Source organism: Zongyangia hominis (assembly GCF_014385095.1).
In the GTDB taxonomy this organism is placed as follows: domain Bacteria; phylum Bacillota; class Clostridia; order Oscillospirales; family Ruminococcaceae; genus Zongyangia; species Zongyangia hominis.
Map to the genome: position 1 here is coordinate 63,592 of NZ_JACRTC010000001.1, position 16,381 is coordinate 79,972.

14 protein-coding genes are annotated in these 16,381 nt (G+C 57.2%); 9 read left to right on the forward strand and 5 right to left on the reverse strand.

Annotation, left to right across the window (positions count from 1 at the left end):
• Nucleotides 1–31: 31 nt before the first annotated feature.
• The 3 genes from H8709_RS00290 to H8709_RS00300 form a co-directional block, all read right to left on the reverse strand.
• Nucleotides 32–1,018 (reverse strand): biotin--[acetyl-CoA-carboxylase] ligase, encoded by a 987-nt coding sequence (locus H8709_RS00290; RefSeq protein WP_262396376.1) that lies wholly within the window; start codon nucleotides 1,016–1,018, stop codon nucleotides 32–34.
• Between the two features lie 147 nt (nucleotides 1,019–1,165).
• Nucleotides 1,166–1,993, reverse strand: a complete 828-nt coding sequence (locus H8709_RS00295; RefSeq protein WP_262396377.1) for a phosphatase PAP2 family protein — start codon at nucleotides 1,991–1,993, stop codon at nucleotides 1,166–1,168.
• A 316-nt stretch (nucleotides 1,994–2,309) separates the two neighbouring features.
• Nucleotides 2,310–3,173, reverse strand: a complete 864-nt coding sequence (locus H8709_RS00300; RefSeq protein WP_262396378.1) for an endonuclease/exonuclease/phosphatase family protein — start codon at nucleotides 3,171–3,173, stop codon at nucleotides 2,310–2,312.
• Between the two features lie 307 nt (nucleotides 3,174–3,480).
• Between H8709_RS00300 and H8709_RS00305 the strand changes: the two genes are divergently transcribed.
• From H8709_RS00305 to H8709_RS00335, 7 genes are all read left to right on the forward strand, one after another.
• The gene (locus tag H8709_RS00305) at nucleotides 3,481–4,452 is read left to right on the forward strand and encodes an aldo/keto reductase (RefSeq protein WP_262396379.1); all 972 of its coding nucleotides are present in this window, start codon (nucleotides 3,481–3,483) and stop codon (nucleotides 4,450–4,452) included.
• Between the two features lie 53 nt (nucleotides 4,453–4,505).
• Nucleotides 4,506–5,078 carry a GNAT family N-acetyltransferase gene (locus tag H8709_RS00310; RefSeq protein ID WP_262396380.1) on the forward strand — a complete coding sequence of 191 codons (573 nt, stop codon included), beginning with the start codon at nucleotides 4,506–4,508 and terminating at the stop codon, nucleotides 5,076–5,078.
• Nucleotides 5,079–5,781: 703 nt separating this feature from the next.
• On the forward strand, nucleotides 5,782–6,450 hold the full coding sequence (locus H8709_RS00315; protein ID WP_262396381.1) for a response regulator transcription factor: 669 nt from the start codon (nucleotides 5,782–5,784) through the stop codon (nucleotides 6,448–6,450).
• Nucleotides 6,437–7,924 (forward strand): sensor histidine kinase, encoded by a 1,488-nt coding sequence (locus H8709_RS00320; protein ID WP_262396382.1) that lies wholly within the window; start codon nucleotides 6,437–6,439, stop codon nucleotides 7,922–7,924. The genes H8709_RS00315 and H8709_RS00320 overlap by 14 nt, the downstream gene beginning before the upstream one ends.
• Before the next feature lie 184 nt (nucleotides 7,925–8,108).
• A complete protein-coding gene (locus tag H8709_RS00325) occupies nucleotides 8,109–8,795 on the forward strand; it encodes a polyphosphate polymerase domain-containing protein (RefSeq protein ID WP_262396383.1) in 687 nt (228 codons plus the stop codon).
• A gap of 29 nt (nucleotides 8,796–8,824) precedes the next feature.
• Nucleotides 8,825–9,499, forward strand: a complete 675-nt coding sequence (locus H8709_RS00330) for a DUF4956 domain-containing protein (RefSeq protein ID WP_262396384.1) — start codon at nucleotides 8,825–8,827, stop codon at nucleotides 9,497–9,499.
• A gap of 12 nt (nucleotides 9,500–9,511) precedes the next feature.
• Nucleotides 9,512–12,016, forward strand: a complete 2,505-nt coding sequence (locus tag H8709_RS00335; protein ID WP_262396385.1) for a CotH kinase family protein — start codon at nucleotides 9,512–9,514, stop codon at nucleotides 12,014–12,016.
• A gap of 494 nt (nucleotides 12,017–12,510) precedes the next feature.
• Here H8709_RS00335 and H8709_RS00340 read toward each other — a convergent pair whose 3' ends face one another.
• A complete protein-coding gene (locus H8709_RS00340; protein WP_262396386.1) occupies nucleotides 12,511–13,284 on the reverse strand; it encodes a YdcF family protein in 774 nt (257 codons plus the stop codon).
• A 16-nt stretch (nucleotides 13,285–13,300) separates the two neighbouring features.
• Complete coding sequence (locus tag H8709_RS00345) at nucleotides 13,301–13,639, reverse strand: hypothetical protein (protein WP_262396387.1); 339 nt, start codon at nucleotides 13,637–13,639, stop codon at nucleotides 13,301–13,303.
• 315 nt (nucleotides 13,640–13,954) lie between these two features.
• Here H8709_RS00345 and H8709_RS00350 point away from each other — a divergent pair, with 315 nt between their 5' ends.
• Both H8709_RS00350 and H8709_RS00355 read left to right on the forward strand, forming a co-directional pair.
• Entirely contained in the window at nucleotides 13,955–14,431 is a 477-nt protein-coding gene (locus H8709_RS00350; protein WP_262396388.1) for a TspO/MBR family protein, read from the forward strand.
• A gap of 276 nt (nucleotides 14,432–14,707) precedes the next feature.
• Nucleotides 14,708–16,354 (forward strand): hypothetical protein, encoded by a 1,647-nt coding sequence (locus H8709_RS00355; protein ID WP_262396389.1) that lies wholly within the window; start codon nucleotides 14,708–14,710, stop codon nucleotides 16,352–16,354.
• The last annotated feature ends 27 nt before the right edge of the window (nucleotides 16,355–16,381 follow it).

Sequence of the window (16,381 nt, forward strand, 5' to 3'; positions counted from 1 at the left end):
ATGTGAGAAAGCGAGCCGGGCATGTGGCACGCTAGGTCCCGGCGGGGGTGCGGATGGAGATTTCCCCCGAGCGCAGGGCGGCGACGGACCCGTCGTCCCGTTTGACCAAAAGAGCCCCGTTAGCATCCACATCCAACGCCACCCCTTCATAGGTCTCACGGGCAGAGAGGACCTCCACCCGCTCCCCCAGCATGCACAGCCGCTGACGGTAGTCGGAGAGAAGTGCGGCGGTGTCCATCTGGGCGAGGAAAGCGTCGTAGCGGGGCCAGAAGGCGTCTAAGAGGGCCGCGCAGAGGGCGCAGCGGGAAATGGGCTTGTCCGTCACTTCGCGCAGGGAAGCGGCCCTGGAAGCGATTTCGGGAGGGAAGACGGATTCCCCGCAGTTGAGGCCGATGCCCACCACGGCAAATTCCAGCGAACCGCTCTCCCCGTCCAGGGACGCTTCGGTCAGGATGCCGCTGAGCTTGCGCCGGTCATAGAGGATGTCGTTGACCCACTTGATGGAAAGCTCCACCCCATAAAGCCCGCGGATGGCGTCGGTGACGCTCAGCGCGGCGATCATGGTGAGAAAGAGTAGATGCTCCGCGTCCATGGGCGGGCGCAAAAGGATACTCAGATAGACCCCACCCCGGGGGGAAAGGAAGGCGCGGCCCATCCGTCCGCGGCCCTCGCTCTGCTCCTGAGCCACCAGGACCGTGCCCTCGGGCGCGCCTTCCATGGCCAGCTGGCGCAGGAGGGTGTTGGTGGAAGTGACGCACTCCTCCACGACGATGCGCTGGGCGGGGGCGCCGTGCGCACATTGGGCGGCGATCTTTTGCGGAGTGATGAGGTCCAGGTCCCGGCCTAAGGCGTAGCCGCTGTTTGTCTTGCTGCGGATGTCGTAGCCCTCCTCCCGCAGCTGCTTGATGCCCTTCCAGACGGCGGCCCGGGTGACCCCCATGCGGGAAGCAAGCTCCTCGCCGGAGACATAGCCGCCGCCCGCTTCGTCCAAGATTTCCAGCAGTCTCTGTCTGCGCATGGCGTCCCTCCTCTCCGTAAAGTCTCTGCTCCTATTATAAACGCCGGGGCGGACGATTGGCAATAGGGAGTTATAAAAGGCGCAAAGAGGCGGATATGTAAAAAGCGCCGCCCGACGGGGCGGCGCTTCGATGACGATAAAAGAGTGTCATATCTTTAGTTTTGTGAAGAGAAGGGGCCAAACGCCCAGAGCGAAGAAGGAGACGCATCCATACTCGACGATGTGGACGACGGCGCTGTCCCCGAGCATTCCCAGGCCCAGCTTGATGACGCCCAACAGGACAAGGCCCACCAGGAACCGGACGGCTTTTGTGAGAAGGCTGCCCTGGACCTCGAAGTTGACGAAGCGCTCCTCAAAGAGCACTCCCAGTACAAAACCGACGTAGAGCCCCAACACTTTGCAGTAATGTGCGGAGTCGGGGAGAAAGAGACCGGAGAGCAAAGGCAGGAGGGTGATGCAATAGAGAAGCCAACGGTTTTGTACCTGCCGGTAGAGGAAGAGGGCCAGCATGGGAAGCAGGATACCCAACACAAGTCCCGCCCCCACATCCCGGGGCCAGTGGACGCCCAGATAGAGCCGGGAGACCGCCACCAGGAGGGAAACGATCCCGGCAGTCACGTAGAGCCACCGCGTTTTGGCCCAGGAGGCCAGAGAGAACCAGAAGGTGGCGGCGGATTGGGTGTGGCCGCTGGGGAAGGAGTAGCCGCCCGCCGTCTCCACCCGCAGGCTGCGGATGCCCTCCACCCCGATGGGACGGGGGGACTGGACGGCGGATTTGATGACGCCGTTGACACACAGGCTCAAGCAGAGGGAATAACACAGATATTTCCCCATCTCCTTGTTGAGCGTCCAGTAAATGAGCGCCACCACGGCCACGATGAAGAGCTCTTCGCCCAGCATGGTGATGAGCTCGAACAGTTGGTCGAAAAAGGGATTGGCAAATGATTGTATCCACTGGATGATAGCTGTTTCCATATTCCTCCGATCTGCGCCGGACGCGCGGTGATGATTTTGTCAACGATGCAAGAAAGCGTACTGAATTGCCCCGTTTTCATTGTCCCTCAGCGTCCCCCAGCGGAATCCCAGGAGAGCAGGGACAACCCATCGACCGCTCCAGGGAAACGGTAGGGAGGGGAAGCTTGCAGACTTGTAATTTTTATGCGTCCATGCCCCCCGTTTATGCCGGGAAAGGGAACGGCTGCCGCCGGGGTCCGTGGGACCCGGCGCATAAAAAAAGGGATATCCGGCCCCAAAAACCGAATATCCCGCGCTGCACATTCATTATGCCAGCTTACGCTGTTTTGACATGCTGCTTGCCGCTGTTTTTTAAGGACAGGGTGGCGATGACCGGGTAATGGTCGGAAGGATACCGGCCGTCAATCATACTGGTGTCGATCTTGACATCCTCAATCTCGATGTCGTCGGTGACAAAGATGTAGTCGATGGGGTTTTTCCCCAGTTTACCCTTGAACCCGTGGTAGGTGTTCATGGGGGACTGATCCTGTTTATCAAAGTGGGAATAGACGTCGACGAATTTAAGATCCGGGTAGCCGTGGGTATTTTCTCTGAGCATCCGCACACATTTGCTGTGGGGCCTGGCGTTAAAGTCGCCCATGATGATGGCGGGCAGGGGGTCGGTCTGGTTATATTCGTGGATATAGCGCAGAATAATTTCTACGCCCAGGGTGCGGGCCAGTCCGCAGACATGGTCGAAGTGGGTGTTAAATACCCGGACCCGCTGGTTTTCCGCGCCCTTCAAATAGATTTCCGCCACCGTACAGATGCGGGGAAACACCGCGAAATAGGCGCGGCTTCCGGGAATTTCCGGATGCTTGGAGAGCCAGATAGTTTTATGAAAGACAACGTCCGCATCCTTGTTGCGGATGATAATGTCGGAGTGCTCGCTCTGCCGTGTTTTGCTGCGGCCCCAGCCGAACATGCTGTAACCCTGCAGCATCTCCTGTAAGTCTTGGCGCATCTGAGGCAAGGCTTCCTGGACACCGATGACGCAAGCGCCGGACCGACGAATGACCTCCATGGCCAGCTGTTTGCGGTATTCCCAACGGTTGTAGTGATCGGCACGGCTGTCAATGCGCAGATTAAAGGAAGCCACCGTAAAGCTGTCGTTGGGATGGATGGATTTTGCTTGTATCAAGGATTTTCACCTCTGTACTAATTTTTACAAATAAAAAATGACGAATATCATTGGTACTTGTACCGTGTTCTTATAGTACCACACTTTGCCCCAAGATAAAAGTACGGATTGCTTAAACTTTTCTTAAAAAAGAAGCTGTTTTATGAACATTGATGACAGAAATAGCAAATTGTTCTGTGAAACCCATCCAAATTCCAGAAATTATTATGAAAAAACGGATGGAATTTCTTGTGTGGGATGCTGTCATCGTGTAGAATAGGGGATGACAGCGGACTTACAATAACTACGATGGACGGAGGGCCTTGTTATGCAATACGCATCACTCACCAGTGGAAAAGATAGCCTCAATATGAGCAAAATCGTTCTGGGCACCATGATTTTCGGTACCAGGCTCACCGAAAAGGCGTCCTTTGAGATGCTGGACTACTTCTTGGCACAGGGTGGCAACTGTATCGATACCGCCAGAGCCTATGTCAACGACTATCCCGGCGGCGAAGGGCTCAGCGAGACCATCATCGGCCGCTGGTTGCGGGACCGGGGCAACCGGGACAAGGTCATCCTCTCCACCAAGGGCGGCCACCCATCCGCCAAGGACAAAAAGACCATCCGCCTGGGCCGGGAGGAAGTGGCCTCCGATTTGGAGGAGAGCCTGCGGAATTTGGGCGTGGAGTGTGTGGATATCTATTGGCTCCACCGGGATGACCCCAATCGCAGCGTATCTTATATCGTAGATTATTTGGATGAATTTGTGAAAGCGGGCAAGATTAGATTCCCGGCGGTTTCCAACTGGAGCGCACGCCGCATCGCTGAGGCCAACGCCTACGCGGCCCAGGCGGGGAAGACCCCCATCGCCATGAGCCAGATCCAGTGGAGCCTGGCCGCCACCACCAAAGAGCAGTACGGCGATCCCACCATGGAGACCATGACCCCGGAAGAATACGCCTGGTATCGGGAAAGCGGCATGCCGGTGATGGCTTACTGCCCCCAGGCCAAGGGCTTTTTCTCCAAGTATTTAACCGGCGGGGAAGAAGCGCTGAACGAAAAGGCACGCAAGCGCTTTTTAAGCCCCCAGAATATTGCACGGGCTGGTCGTGTCCAGGCCCTTTCTGAAAAAACCGGCCTCTCCCCGGCGGCGGTGGCCCTCTCCTACATCACCTCCAACCCCGTGCCGGGCTTTGCCATCGTGGGCTGCTCCAATATGGAGCAACTGGCCGACTCCCTGTCGGGCGCTGACCTGGTGCTCGATGAGGCCCAGGTGGCCGCCCTTTGCGGCGAATAAATGGAATAAACAAATCCGCCCTGAGAAAGGGCGGATTTTCTGTGGAGGAACCAGTGGAACAGATTACCTACCGGCTGGCCCGGGAGGCGGACGCCGGGCGTTTAGCGGAAATTTACGCGCCCTATGTCCGCCAGACGGCCATCACATTTGAATACGAAGCGCCCGATGTCGATGAATTTGCCAGGCGCATCAAAACGATTGGGGTGAAGTATCCTTATCTAGTCTGCGAGACTGAGGGGGAGATAGCCGGCTATGCCTATGCGTCGGCGTACCGGGACCGGACGGCCTTTCAGTGGAGCGCGGAACTTTCGGTCTATCTCGACCCCCGCTTTCACCGGAAGGGCATTGCCACCGGGCTCTATAGACGCTTGCTCGCTCTGATGGAGATGCTGGGTTATTACACGGTCTATGGGGTCATCACCCTGCCCAATGAAGGAAGCCTCAAACTTCATGAGAACTTTGGATTTTCCAATGCGGGCGTCTGGCATAACTGCGGCTATAAGCTGGGCCATTGGCGGGACGTCATCTGCTTGGAACGGCATTTGCGCCCCTTTGGAACCGATCCGAGAACGCCGCTTCGCATGGAGGAGCTCTCCCCCGATAAGGTGAGTGCCCTGCTGCAATAGAGAAGAAGGGGCGGAAAGAAAAAACGCCGTGCCGTGCGGGCACAGGGGAGAAATTTGGGCAGCGAAAATTTGGACAGAAAAAGGCACCGTCCCAAGAAGCGGCGGGATTAAAAAAGAGGTTTTCCTAGAATTCTTATAGGGTTCAGCCTTTCTTCATACGGCTGTCACAATTGTTCCCTATACTAAAACTAGCATCAAGAAACGATGCGGTTGTTCTTCTTTTTCATTTATTTCTTCCTTACTCTTCTCTTCTTCTCACTGGATGCCATCCTCCTCCTTACGGTGGTATTCAGGCACCTACCAAGCCCTGTGGCTGCAAAGCCACAGGGCTTTTCCGCGCTTGTTTTGCCCTATGTGAAGAACAGGCGATCATCTTTTCAGCCTTTCTTCATACGGCCATCACACAAGCGGGATAAAATCATGTATAATAAGTTTAATTGTGAAGGACGCCTGCACCGGGTGGACACGGCCCATCGGGAATGACGGCGAGGGCCCCAATGGCCATAGGTCATTTGAATGCAAGGGGGCGGCGCGCGGATGCCCCCGCATGGTGGGTTTCGTGGCAGGTCCCTAAACCGCGGGTATTTTAGGACGCAAAGGGGCGGCGGTGTCCCGGGTGGGAATCCCCGTGTACGGATTTTGCAGCAAAAGCATGAAAAAAGGTGAGAAAACCAATCATCTATACAGGCTAATGGAGGGGACTATGTACAGAATACTGGTAGTGGACGACGAGGAACGGATTCGGCAGATGATCAAAAAATACGCCAACTTCGAGGGCCATGAGGTGGTGGAGGCCGCCGACGGTATGGAGGCGGTGCAGATCTGCCGGGAGCAGGACTTTGACATCATCGTCATGGACGTGATGATGCCTGAGCTCGACGGGTTTTCCGCCTGCCGGGAAATTCGGAGACTGAAAAATATCCCCGTGCTCATGCTCTCCGCCCGGGGGGAGGAATATGACAAAATCCACGGATTTGAACTGGGCATCGACGACTATGTGGTCAAGCCCTTTTCCCCCAAGGAGCTGATGATGCGTGTGGCCGCCATCGTCAAGCGCAGCGCCGGGGAGGCGCACAAGGAGACGGTGCGCTTTGAGGGGTTGACGGTGGACTTTACGGGCAGGCTTGTCTATGTGGACGGGGAAAAGGTGGATATGTCCCCCAAGGAATATGATTTATTTTTCTACATGGTCAAAAATAGGGGCATCGCCCTGACGAGGGAAAAGCTCATCAGCGACGTGTGGGGCTACGACTTTTTCGGCGACGACCGGACGCTGGACACCCATATCAAGCTCCTGCGCAAGAGCCTGGGGCCGTACAGCAAATTTATCGCGACGCTGCGAGGGGTGGGGTACCGCTTTGAAACTGAATAAACGGGGGGATAAAATCAGCATCAAATGGAAGCTCTTTTTTTATCTGGTGGTCTTTGTGGGCGTGATGCTGGTGCTGTTATGGCTGTTCCAGACCGTATTTTTGGAAAGTTTCTACAAGGCCATCAAGACCCAGAATATCAAATCCACCGCCGAAAACATCACCACCAACATCAATAACGAGAATTTGGACACCCTGCTCTCCACCTTGGCCCAGCGCAACGATACCTGCATTCGGATTGTGGACGAGAACTTCGCCAATCTTTACAGCTACGAGACCACCTTTGAGTGTACCATCCACAAGATGGGCGTCGGGGAGATGGAGGCCTTCCGGCAGAAGGCCCGGCAGGAGGGCGGCACCGCCTTTGAACTCATTTCTCGGGACGTGATGCAGGAGTTTCGTGGCAAGGTGGAGAAAAAAGGTTGGAATATGCCGCCGCCCGGAGGCAACATGCGGGTGGAAAACATGGTGTACGTCCGGCTGGTGGAGCGGGCCGACGGGTCCCAGGTGATGGTGATGCTCAACTCCACCATTACGCCGGTGGGCGCTACGGTGGAGACGCTGCGGATTCAGCTCATCTACGTCACCGTGATTCTGCTGGTGCTGTGCGTGGGGCTGGCGCTATTATTGTCCCGGCAGATTTCCAAGCCCATCATCCGCATCAACCGCTCGGCCAAAGAGCTGGCCAAGGGCCAGTATGACACCACCTTCTCCGGCGGCGGCTACCGGGAGATATCGGAATTGACCGATACCCTCAACTACGCCGCCAAGGAGCTCTCCAAGGTGGAGGGGCTGCGCCGGGAGCTCATCGCCAACATCTCCCACGACCTGCGCACGCCGTTGACCATGATCACCGGCTATGCCGAGGTCATGCGGGACATCCCCGGCGAGAACACGCCGGAGAATGTACAGATCATCATCGACGAGGCCAAGCGCCTGACGGACCTGGTCAACGACCTGATGGACATCTCCAAGCTCCAATCGGGGGCCATGACCCTGAGCCTGTCCGAATGCAATCTGACCGAGACGGTGCGGGACATCATGGCGCGGTATATGAAGCTGACCGAGCAGGACGGATATCACATCAAGTTTATCTGCGACGGGGAGGCCATGGTCAGCGCCGACGAGATCAAGATTTCCCAGGTGATCTATAACCTGATCAACAACGCGATTAACTACACCGGCCCCGACAAGAACGTCACCGTCTGCCAGAGCGTGCGGGACGGCTTTGTCAAGCTGGAGATCATCGACACCGGTGACGGCATTGCGCCGGAGGAGATTCCCTACATCTGGGACCGGTACTACAAGGTGGACAAAGCGCACAAGCGGGCCATGATCGGCACGGGGCTGGGGCTCTCCATTGTGAAGAATATCTTGGACCTCCACGGCGGCGCCTACGGCGTCATCAGCACGGTGGGGCAGGGGAGCATCTTCTGGTTTGAGCTCAACACCTTGGAACCCAAAAAACTCAAATAGCGAAGGACAAGGGGCGGCCGTTTCTGACGGCCGCCCCTTTTTACCGGACAAAAACCGAATGGTTCGGCGTGCAAACCGTTCGTTTTCGTTCTTATTTTCGGTTACTATTCATGCGGCCTTCAAACAGCCATCACATTGCCCCTTTAAACTTGGGGATAGAACGAAAAGGGAAAGGATGGTTGACATGGAAGAGCCAAAATTTCGCCACGAGCTCAAGCACATGGTGAGCCAGAGCGACGCCATCGCATTGCGACAGCGTCTGCGCGCGGTGGCAAGTCCCGACACATACGCGGGAGGCGACGGCAGATATCTGGTGCGCAGCCTCTACTTTGACAATATCCAGGACAAGGCGCTGCGGGAAAAGATCGACGGGGTCAACCGCCGAGAAAAATTCCGCATCCGCTGCTACAATTATCAGCCCGGCCCTATCAAGGTGGAAAAAAAGAGCAAGGTGGCGGGGCTGTGCGCCAAGGAATCCGCCCTCATCACCAGAGGCCAGTGCGAGGCGCTGCTTTCGGGGGATACCGAATGGATGCTCGAGTGCGGCAGCCCGCTGCTGGTGGAGCTTTACGCCAAAATGAAATACCAGCAACTGCGGCCCAAAACGGTGGTGGATTACACCCGGGAGGCCTTTGTTTATGCCCCGGGCAATGTGCGCGTCACGTTGGACAGCGGGATTATGACGGGAATACACAGCACGGATTTCTTTAACCCGCGACTTCCCACCCTGCCCGCCGGCACCCAGGGCGCGCCCATCCTGGAAGTGAAATTCGACGAGTTTTTGCCCAGCGTCATCGCCGGCATGGTGCAGATGAAGCACCGGGAACCCTGCGCCTTTTCCAAATACGCCGTGTGCAGAATCTACGGTTGATAAAACCGATATAAGGAGTCAATGAATTTATGCTTACTTTTCAAGATATCTTCAAGTCCAGCTTTTTAGAGAACACCGCCTCTTTTTCCGCCCTGGACATGGTCATCGCTATGGGGCTCGCCTTTGTGCTGGGACTCTTCATCTTCTTTGTCTATAAAAAGACCTTCAAGGGCGTCATGTATTCCGCCAGCTTCGGCGTCTCCCTGATGGCCATGACCCTCATTACCACCCTCATCATCCTGGCCGTGACCTCCAATGTGGTGCTCTCGCTGGGCATGGTGGGCGCGCTCTCCATCGTGCGCTTTCGCACCGCCATCAAGGAGCCCATGGACATCGCCTTCCTCTTTTGGGCCATTTCGGCGGGCATCGTCACCGGCGCTGGGCTCATCCCCCTGTCGGTGCTCGGCTCTTTGTTCATCGGCATCATCTTGCTCCTCTTCGTCAACAAAAAGAGCGGGGACAGTCCCTATATCCTGGTCATCAACTGCGACGGGGACGACGCGGAAAAGGGCACCTTGGACACCATCGGGCACAGCGTCAAACGCCACTGCATCAAGTCCAAAAGCATCTCCCCCAGCGGCATCGAGCTGACGGTGGAGGTGCGGCTCAAAGGGGCCACCACCGAGTTTGTCAACAGCGTCGCCGCCCTGCCCGGGGTGAGCAACGCGGTGCTGGTCAGCTATAACGGCGACTATATGGGATAGGGTGGTGATCAATTGATAACCAGCAGATTGATCGGTAAAATCACCGCCGCGTTCATGGCGGCCGCCGTGGTGTTCACCCTATTTTTCACCTACGCGCCCCAGATGATGCCCATCACCGCGGCGGCAGCGGCCCCCGCCTATGCCACCAAGCTCTTTGATAAAGACGCCTTAATGACCATCGACATTCAGGTAGAGGAGGACCAGTGGCAGGAGATGCTCGATAACGCCACGGCCGAGGAATATGTCCCCTGCGACCTTGTCATCAACGGCACCACTTTTTCCACCGTCGGGGTGCGGCCCAAGGGCAACACCAGCCTTTCCCAGGTGGCCAGCTCCGACTCGGACCGGTACAGCTTCAAATTTGAATTCGACCACTATATCGACGGGCAGACCTGCTACGGTCTGGATAAGCTCGTCGTCAACAATCTGATTTCCGACGCCACTTATATGAAGGAGTACCTCTCCTATGACCTGATGAGTTTTATCGGCGTGGACACGCCGCTGTATGCCTTTGCGAAGATCAGCGTCAACGGCGAATACTGGGGAATTTATCTGGCCCTGGAAGCCGTCGAGGAATCCTTTGTGGAGCGGGTCTACGGCAGTCTCAATGGCAACCTCTATAAGCCCGACAGTATGGATATGGGTGGCGGAGGCATGCCGGGCGGAGACCGCGACGAGGATAAGGATGCCTTCGGCGCTTTCCAGAAAGAGGACGGCGGCCGGGAGGAAAAGGGAGACACGGAAGGGACGGGGGATACGCTCCAGACCCAGTCCCAGGCATCGGGAAGCCCGCCGGAAACCGGCGGCAACCAGGGGGAATCCACCCAACCGTCCCCCGGAACGCCTCCGGGAAACCGGGGGGACGGAGTAGTCCCGGCGGGGGAATCGGACGATCAAAACGCGCCGCCGGGGAACTTCCCCGGCGGGGGGATGCCGAACGGCACGCCTCCCAGTGAGAGCGGCGGGCAGGAAGATAAAGCGCCGCCCGCCGCCGCTTCGCCCCAAAACGGCGGCACGTCGGAAAGTGACAGCACACTGGAAAGTGACGCCACATCCGAACATAACGATACGGACGCAAGCGGCAATACGTCCAGTCCTGCGGCAGGAGAGAGCCCGACACCTCCCAGCGGCGGACAGGGTTTCCCCGGTATGGCCGACACGGAGAAGGACGGAAACTTCGGCGGTAGAGGGGGCGCCGGCGCGGACCTTGTCTACACCGACGACGAGATCGATAGCTATTCCACCATCTTTGACAGCGCCGTTTTCGACTCCGATGAGGCCGACTACGAGCGGGTGATCGAGGCGCTTAAACAGCTCAATGAGGGCGCGGATTTGGAAAGCGCGGTGGACGTGGACAGCACCCTGCGCTACATCGCGGCCAACGCGGTGCTCGTCAACCTGGATAGCTACTTCGGCACCATGCTGCACAACTACTACCTCTATGAGGAGGACGGCCGGCTCTCCGTCCTGCCCTGGGACTATAACTTATCCTTCGGTGGGTTCCAATCGGGGGACGCCTCCGCCGCCGTCAACTTCCCCATCGACACCCCGGTGTCCGGCGCCACCCTCGCTGAACGGCCCCTCATCGGCAAGCTGCTGGAGGTGGAGGAGTATCAGGAGACTTACCACAGCTATCTCAGGCAGATAGTGGACGGCTACTTTTTGAACGGCACCTTTGCGAACACCATCAAAATGATCGACAGCCTCATCGGCGACTATGTCAGAACTGACCCCACCGCCTTTTATACCTACGACGAATACGTGGAGGCCACCGGGATGCTCGAGGACTTCGGACAGCTGCGGGCCCTGAGCGTGGACGGCCAGTTAAACGGCACCATCCCCTCCACCACCGACGGGCAGAAAGAAGATAGCGCATCCCTCATCGACGCCTCCTCCATCAACCTGGCCGTCATGGGGACCCAGGGCGGCATGGGAGGCGGCCGCGCAGAAATGGGCATGGGCCGCCCCGACGGGATGGGAAATGATACCGCCAGTCAGGCGGGAGAATCGTCCGGGCAGTCCGGGGAAGCAGCTGGCCAGCCCGGAGAGTCGACCGGACAGCCGGGAGAAGCAGCCGTTAAGACCGACGGCGCAACTGATCAGACCGGAGATGTCCCCGGTCAACCGCCCGGCGGCACGGACACACCGGATGGGGAGGGCCCCTCTGGCTTCCCCGGCGGCGGACAGGATGTCCAGATGCCCGATGCGGACACCATCGCCAAGGCGCTGGAAATCGTCGGGGAAGATGCAGACAAACTCAGCGGGGAACAAAAGGCCCGGCTTTTGGAGCTGGGGCTGAGCGAGGAACAGATCGCCATGGTCCAGCAGATGCTTTTAGGCGGCGGCAATTTCCCCGGCGGGGGAAAGATATTGCGCACAGGCAGCATGCCAGGCGCAGGGCAGGACAGCGATAGCGCCCTCATCGAGCTTGCGATTGCGGGGGGTGGCGCGGCGCTCCTTCTTCTTGCCACCGCCTTCGCCGCACTCAAAAAAAGGCGGCGCGATGTGCGCAGATAGATGACTTTATTCATCACGGACTCCAGAGCCCGGAGTCCGTTTGATCATTTTCCATGGAAAGGGGTGATTTTTATAAGACAACTTGGGATGCCTTGTAAGCTTTACCCTTACCGCGGCATCCTGTGCACTGCTTTGCGAAAATGACCGTGTTCTTGAGGCGGCCATGGAAAGCCATTGGCCCGTCCAAGCAGGCGGATATCGGGACAATGGCTTTCGCCCATTGTCCGCGAGCGCCGGTATGACCGGCGCTAAGAAAAAAGTGAAACCATCCGGCAAAATATTGAAAACTAACTAACCATCCCTACAAGGGGAAAACCCCAAAAAAGCGCCGCGCTCTCAAAGAACGCGGCGCTTTTTTCGATTGAATGGCGCTATACGGGGCGGCCTTCCCAAGGCCGCCCCGTATAGCTGGCGTTGGGATCGATAGAAAAGGGAGAGGAGCCTATTTCAAAACGCCATGCCCGTTATCCGATTGCGTGCATTGCGCTATCTACTCAGAGAGCCTCCAATACCAGCTCCCCGATGGCGAAGACCTCCCGCAGCCAGTAGCAGGGAAGGAGCCCCCAAGGGGGAAGGGAGGAGAGCCCGCTGGGGGAAAGCCCCGCCTCCCGGGCCCGGTAGAGGGAGCGGAACATGTGGAAATCGTCGGTGACAACGGCCACCTGGGTGGAAAGCCCCTCCCGCCGGATGAGCCTGGCGCTGTATGCCAAGTTTTCCTGGGTATCGGAAGAATCCGCTTCTTGATAAATTCGCGCCGGGTCGACGCCCCGCCCGATTAGGTATTGGGCCATCACGTGGGCCTCGGTATAGTCCTCGTTGGGGCCCTGCCCGCCGGACACCACGCAGACGGCGTCGGGGTGGTCCTGAAGATAGGAAAGGGCCCGGTCCAGCCGTCCCTGGAGCATCCTGGAGGGGGAGTCGCCCCGCACAAGGCAGCCGAGGACGACAACGGTCTGGGCTTCGTTGGGGGGAGTTAAGTAGGCGGCGTGGATCATCATGGCGATGACGCCGAGGACGCAGATGCATCCTGCCCCGCACAGGATGGCCGCCGCGTCAAAGAGCCGCCGGGTCCACCGCCCTCGGGACGAGCGATGCCAAGCGGCAATTTTCTCCCAGAAAAACATAAGTCCCAGCAGGAGTGCCCCCGCCGGGAACAGTAAAATCGCGCCGATATTGAAAATGCCGTAAATGAGCATGGGAATCAGGGAAAAAACGAGGCAGAAAGCGCCCAATACGCCTATAACGCCCCGAAGGATTTTGGAAAACATAGGGGACTCCTTTCCCTCACTTGAGCAGCAGCATCTGCAGAAATACCCAGCATAGCCCCGCGTCGGCCAGAATCAGGACCAACAGATAGAGGGCTTTTCGCCAGAAGCCCAGCAGCCGCTCCTTGAGGATGACCTGGGCAATGAGACAGATGACAAAAACCACGGCGAAATAAATATAAGAAAAATCGTTGGCGCTCACCCCCGGCACCACTGAGGTGGTGAGGGAGTCGCCGAAGTTGGGGGCTAAGACATAGGTAAATAGCGGATAATAGAGGGCGAAGAGGATGGGCGGAATCCACAGGGGCATGGAGAGGGATAAAAAGCCGCGCAGACGCGATTCCTTTTCGATGCGCATAGTTCCACCGCCTTCTTTGCAGTTATGGAATCTCTCTTATTATATATGCCCACTTGCGCGCCGTTTTTTCAAAGCGTTGAGCGGCGAACAGCGCGAAAGAGCCGATGTCCTAACGATTCTATTATAACAACTGACAAAAGAAAACGCAATTTGACATTCTGCTTAAAACTCAACCAGCAATTCTGTCAAAAAGATGTTCATAGAATTGTTACAAATGTCATAGAATGTGGAAGAATCAAGCATATCTTTGCCCTTACCGGCAAGGATAACCATAGGAATATCAGGCGCTCAGAAGCGCTTAGAGGAGGATCTATGATGAAAAAACAATTTCGTTGGGGCCCATTTTTGGTGTTCGTGCTCCTTACCCTGGGCATCGGCACCGCCGTCGGTATGATCACCAACCCCGCCCAGGCCTATGGAGAATTCGTCCAGCCGCCGCTTTCGCCGCCCAACTGGGTCTTTCCTGTGGCGTGGACCATCCTGTACTTGCTCTTGGCGCTGGCCGCTACCCTGGTCTATTGCTCCGACGCGCCGCGGGAACAAAAGCGTAACGCCCTGATCTGGTACGGCATCAATTTACTGCTCAACTTCTCCTGGACACCGGTTTTCTTCGGCCTCAGACAGCCGCTGACCGCCTTTGTCATCCTGGTGCTGCTTCTCATTGTCACCGTGGTGCTCCTCGTCTCCTTCTACCGTATCCGCCCAGCGGCCGGTTATCTGCTGATTCCCTATCTCGCTTGGCTGCTCTTTGCGGGATATCTCAACTTTGGCATTTATCTGCTCAACCGATAAAAGGAAAGACCCCGGAAAGAAAGCTCCGGGGTCTTTTGCATAAATATTTTGTTAAGAAACCAAAAAGAGAGGACTTCCTTCCTGTTTTTGTGCTATAATTACCGCAAGCAGGCGGTCACGGCACTGCGGCGGGGGAGATCCTCCGGCCTAGCCGGCCCATGGCCTGTATCCTTTGCGCAGGCGCGCTTCCGGATGGGGGTGGAAGACGGCGCGAGGGAGCATCCTTGACTCAGATTGTCGTGCCCCACCACGGGCACAGGGAAAGGAAGGAAACCTTTGAAGAAAAAAGTAATCGTTTACGGCGTGATCACCCTACTCATCGGGCTGTATGTTTTTATCCAGGCGCCGGTGCTCAACCCTCTCTATTTTGATGGGGCCTTTTTCTACTGCGCGGTGATCACCATTTACATTCTGGCGGCCGCCGTGCTCAAATTCAGCAAGATCACGGTGGAAAAACCCTCGCAGGAGCGGCCTCTCAACGTGGTCCCCAAACTCAACTTCCCCAAGAAGGTCATCTTCATCGCGGCGGCCCCCTGGGTGCTGCTCATCCTCTGTTCCATTGCCTCCTCCGTCCTCTTTAACGTCTCGGCCTTCCGGGACCAGCTGGGCGAGCCGGAGACCCGTGTCTTTGAATCGGACATGCAAGCGGTGGACACCAGACAGATCCCCATTGTGGACGTGGAGCTGGCCGCAAAGCTGGCCGACAAGAAGCTGGGCGAGCGTCCCGCCTTGGGCAGCCAGGTGGTCTTGGGCGAACCCACCATCCAGATGGTGGACGGGAAGCTGGTATGGGTCGTGCCTTTGCAGCACTCCGGCTTCTTTAAATGGATTACAAACTTGGACGGCACGCCGGGCTATATCGTGGTTTCGGCTACCAACATGACCGACGTCCAATATGTGGAGGGCCACAAGATCAAATATCAGCCCAGCGCGTTCCTGCTTCAAAATTTGCACCGGTATCTGCGCTTTCACTCCGCACTCTTTACCGGTATCACCGACTATTCCTTTGAGCTCAATGACGACGGCGTTCCCTACTGGGTGGCGACCACCTACCGCAACCGGCGGTTCTTCAGCCTCCCCGAAGCCACCGGCGTCATCCTCCTCAACGCCACCACCGGCGAAGCTACACAGTATGCCATCGACGACGTCCCCGAATGGGTGGACCGCGTCCAGCCCGAGGACTTCGTCACCACCCAGATCAACAACAAGGGCGAGTATGTCCACGGCATTTTTAACTTCGCCAACAAGGACAAATACCGCACCTCCGAGGGACATATCATCGTCTACAACGAGGGCAAATGCTACCTCTTCACAGGACTGACCAGCGTCGGCGGCGACGACAGCGCCATCGGCTTTATTATGGTGGACATGGTCACCAAGGAATCCCACCTTTACCAGATGGCCGGCGCCACAGAGAAGGCGGCCCAGCAGTCGGCAGAGGGCAAGGTGCAGCATTTGGCCTATAAGGCCTCCTTCCCGCTAATTATCAACGTGGAGGGACAGCCCACCTACTTTATGACCCTCAAAGATAACGCCGGCCTTGTCAAGCAGTACGCCATGGTCAACGTCAGCGACTACTCGGTGGTGGGCGTGGGCGAGACCATCAGTGCCACGGTGAAAAACTATGAGCAGACCCTGCGCAATTCCAGCGGCTCGGCCAGCTTCGACAATACCGCAGAAAAGGAGGAGCTCACCGGTAAGGTGCTGCGCATCGCCTCCGAATTCGACGGCAGCTCCACCGTCTACAAGATCATCCTGGAGGAGCATGCCAACATGATTTTCTTGGTACCCGCAGACCTGAGCAATGAGCTGGCCCTCACGAGAGAAGGGGACGGCGTCAGCATCGAGTACGCTAAAGGGGAAGAGGAAGGCGGCATTTATACCGCGCTCTCCTTTGATAACACTGAATTCCGCCAGTCATAAGAGCATAGAAAGAGGGACACGCAAACG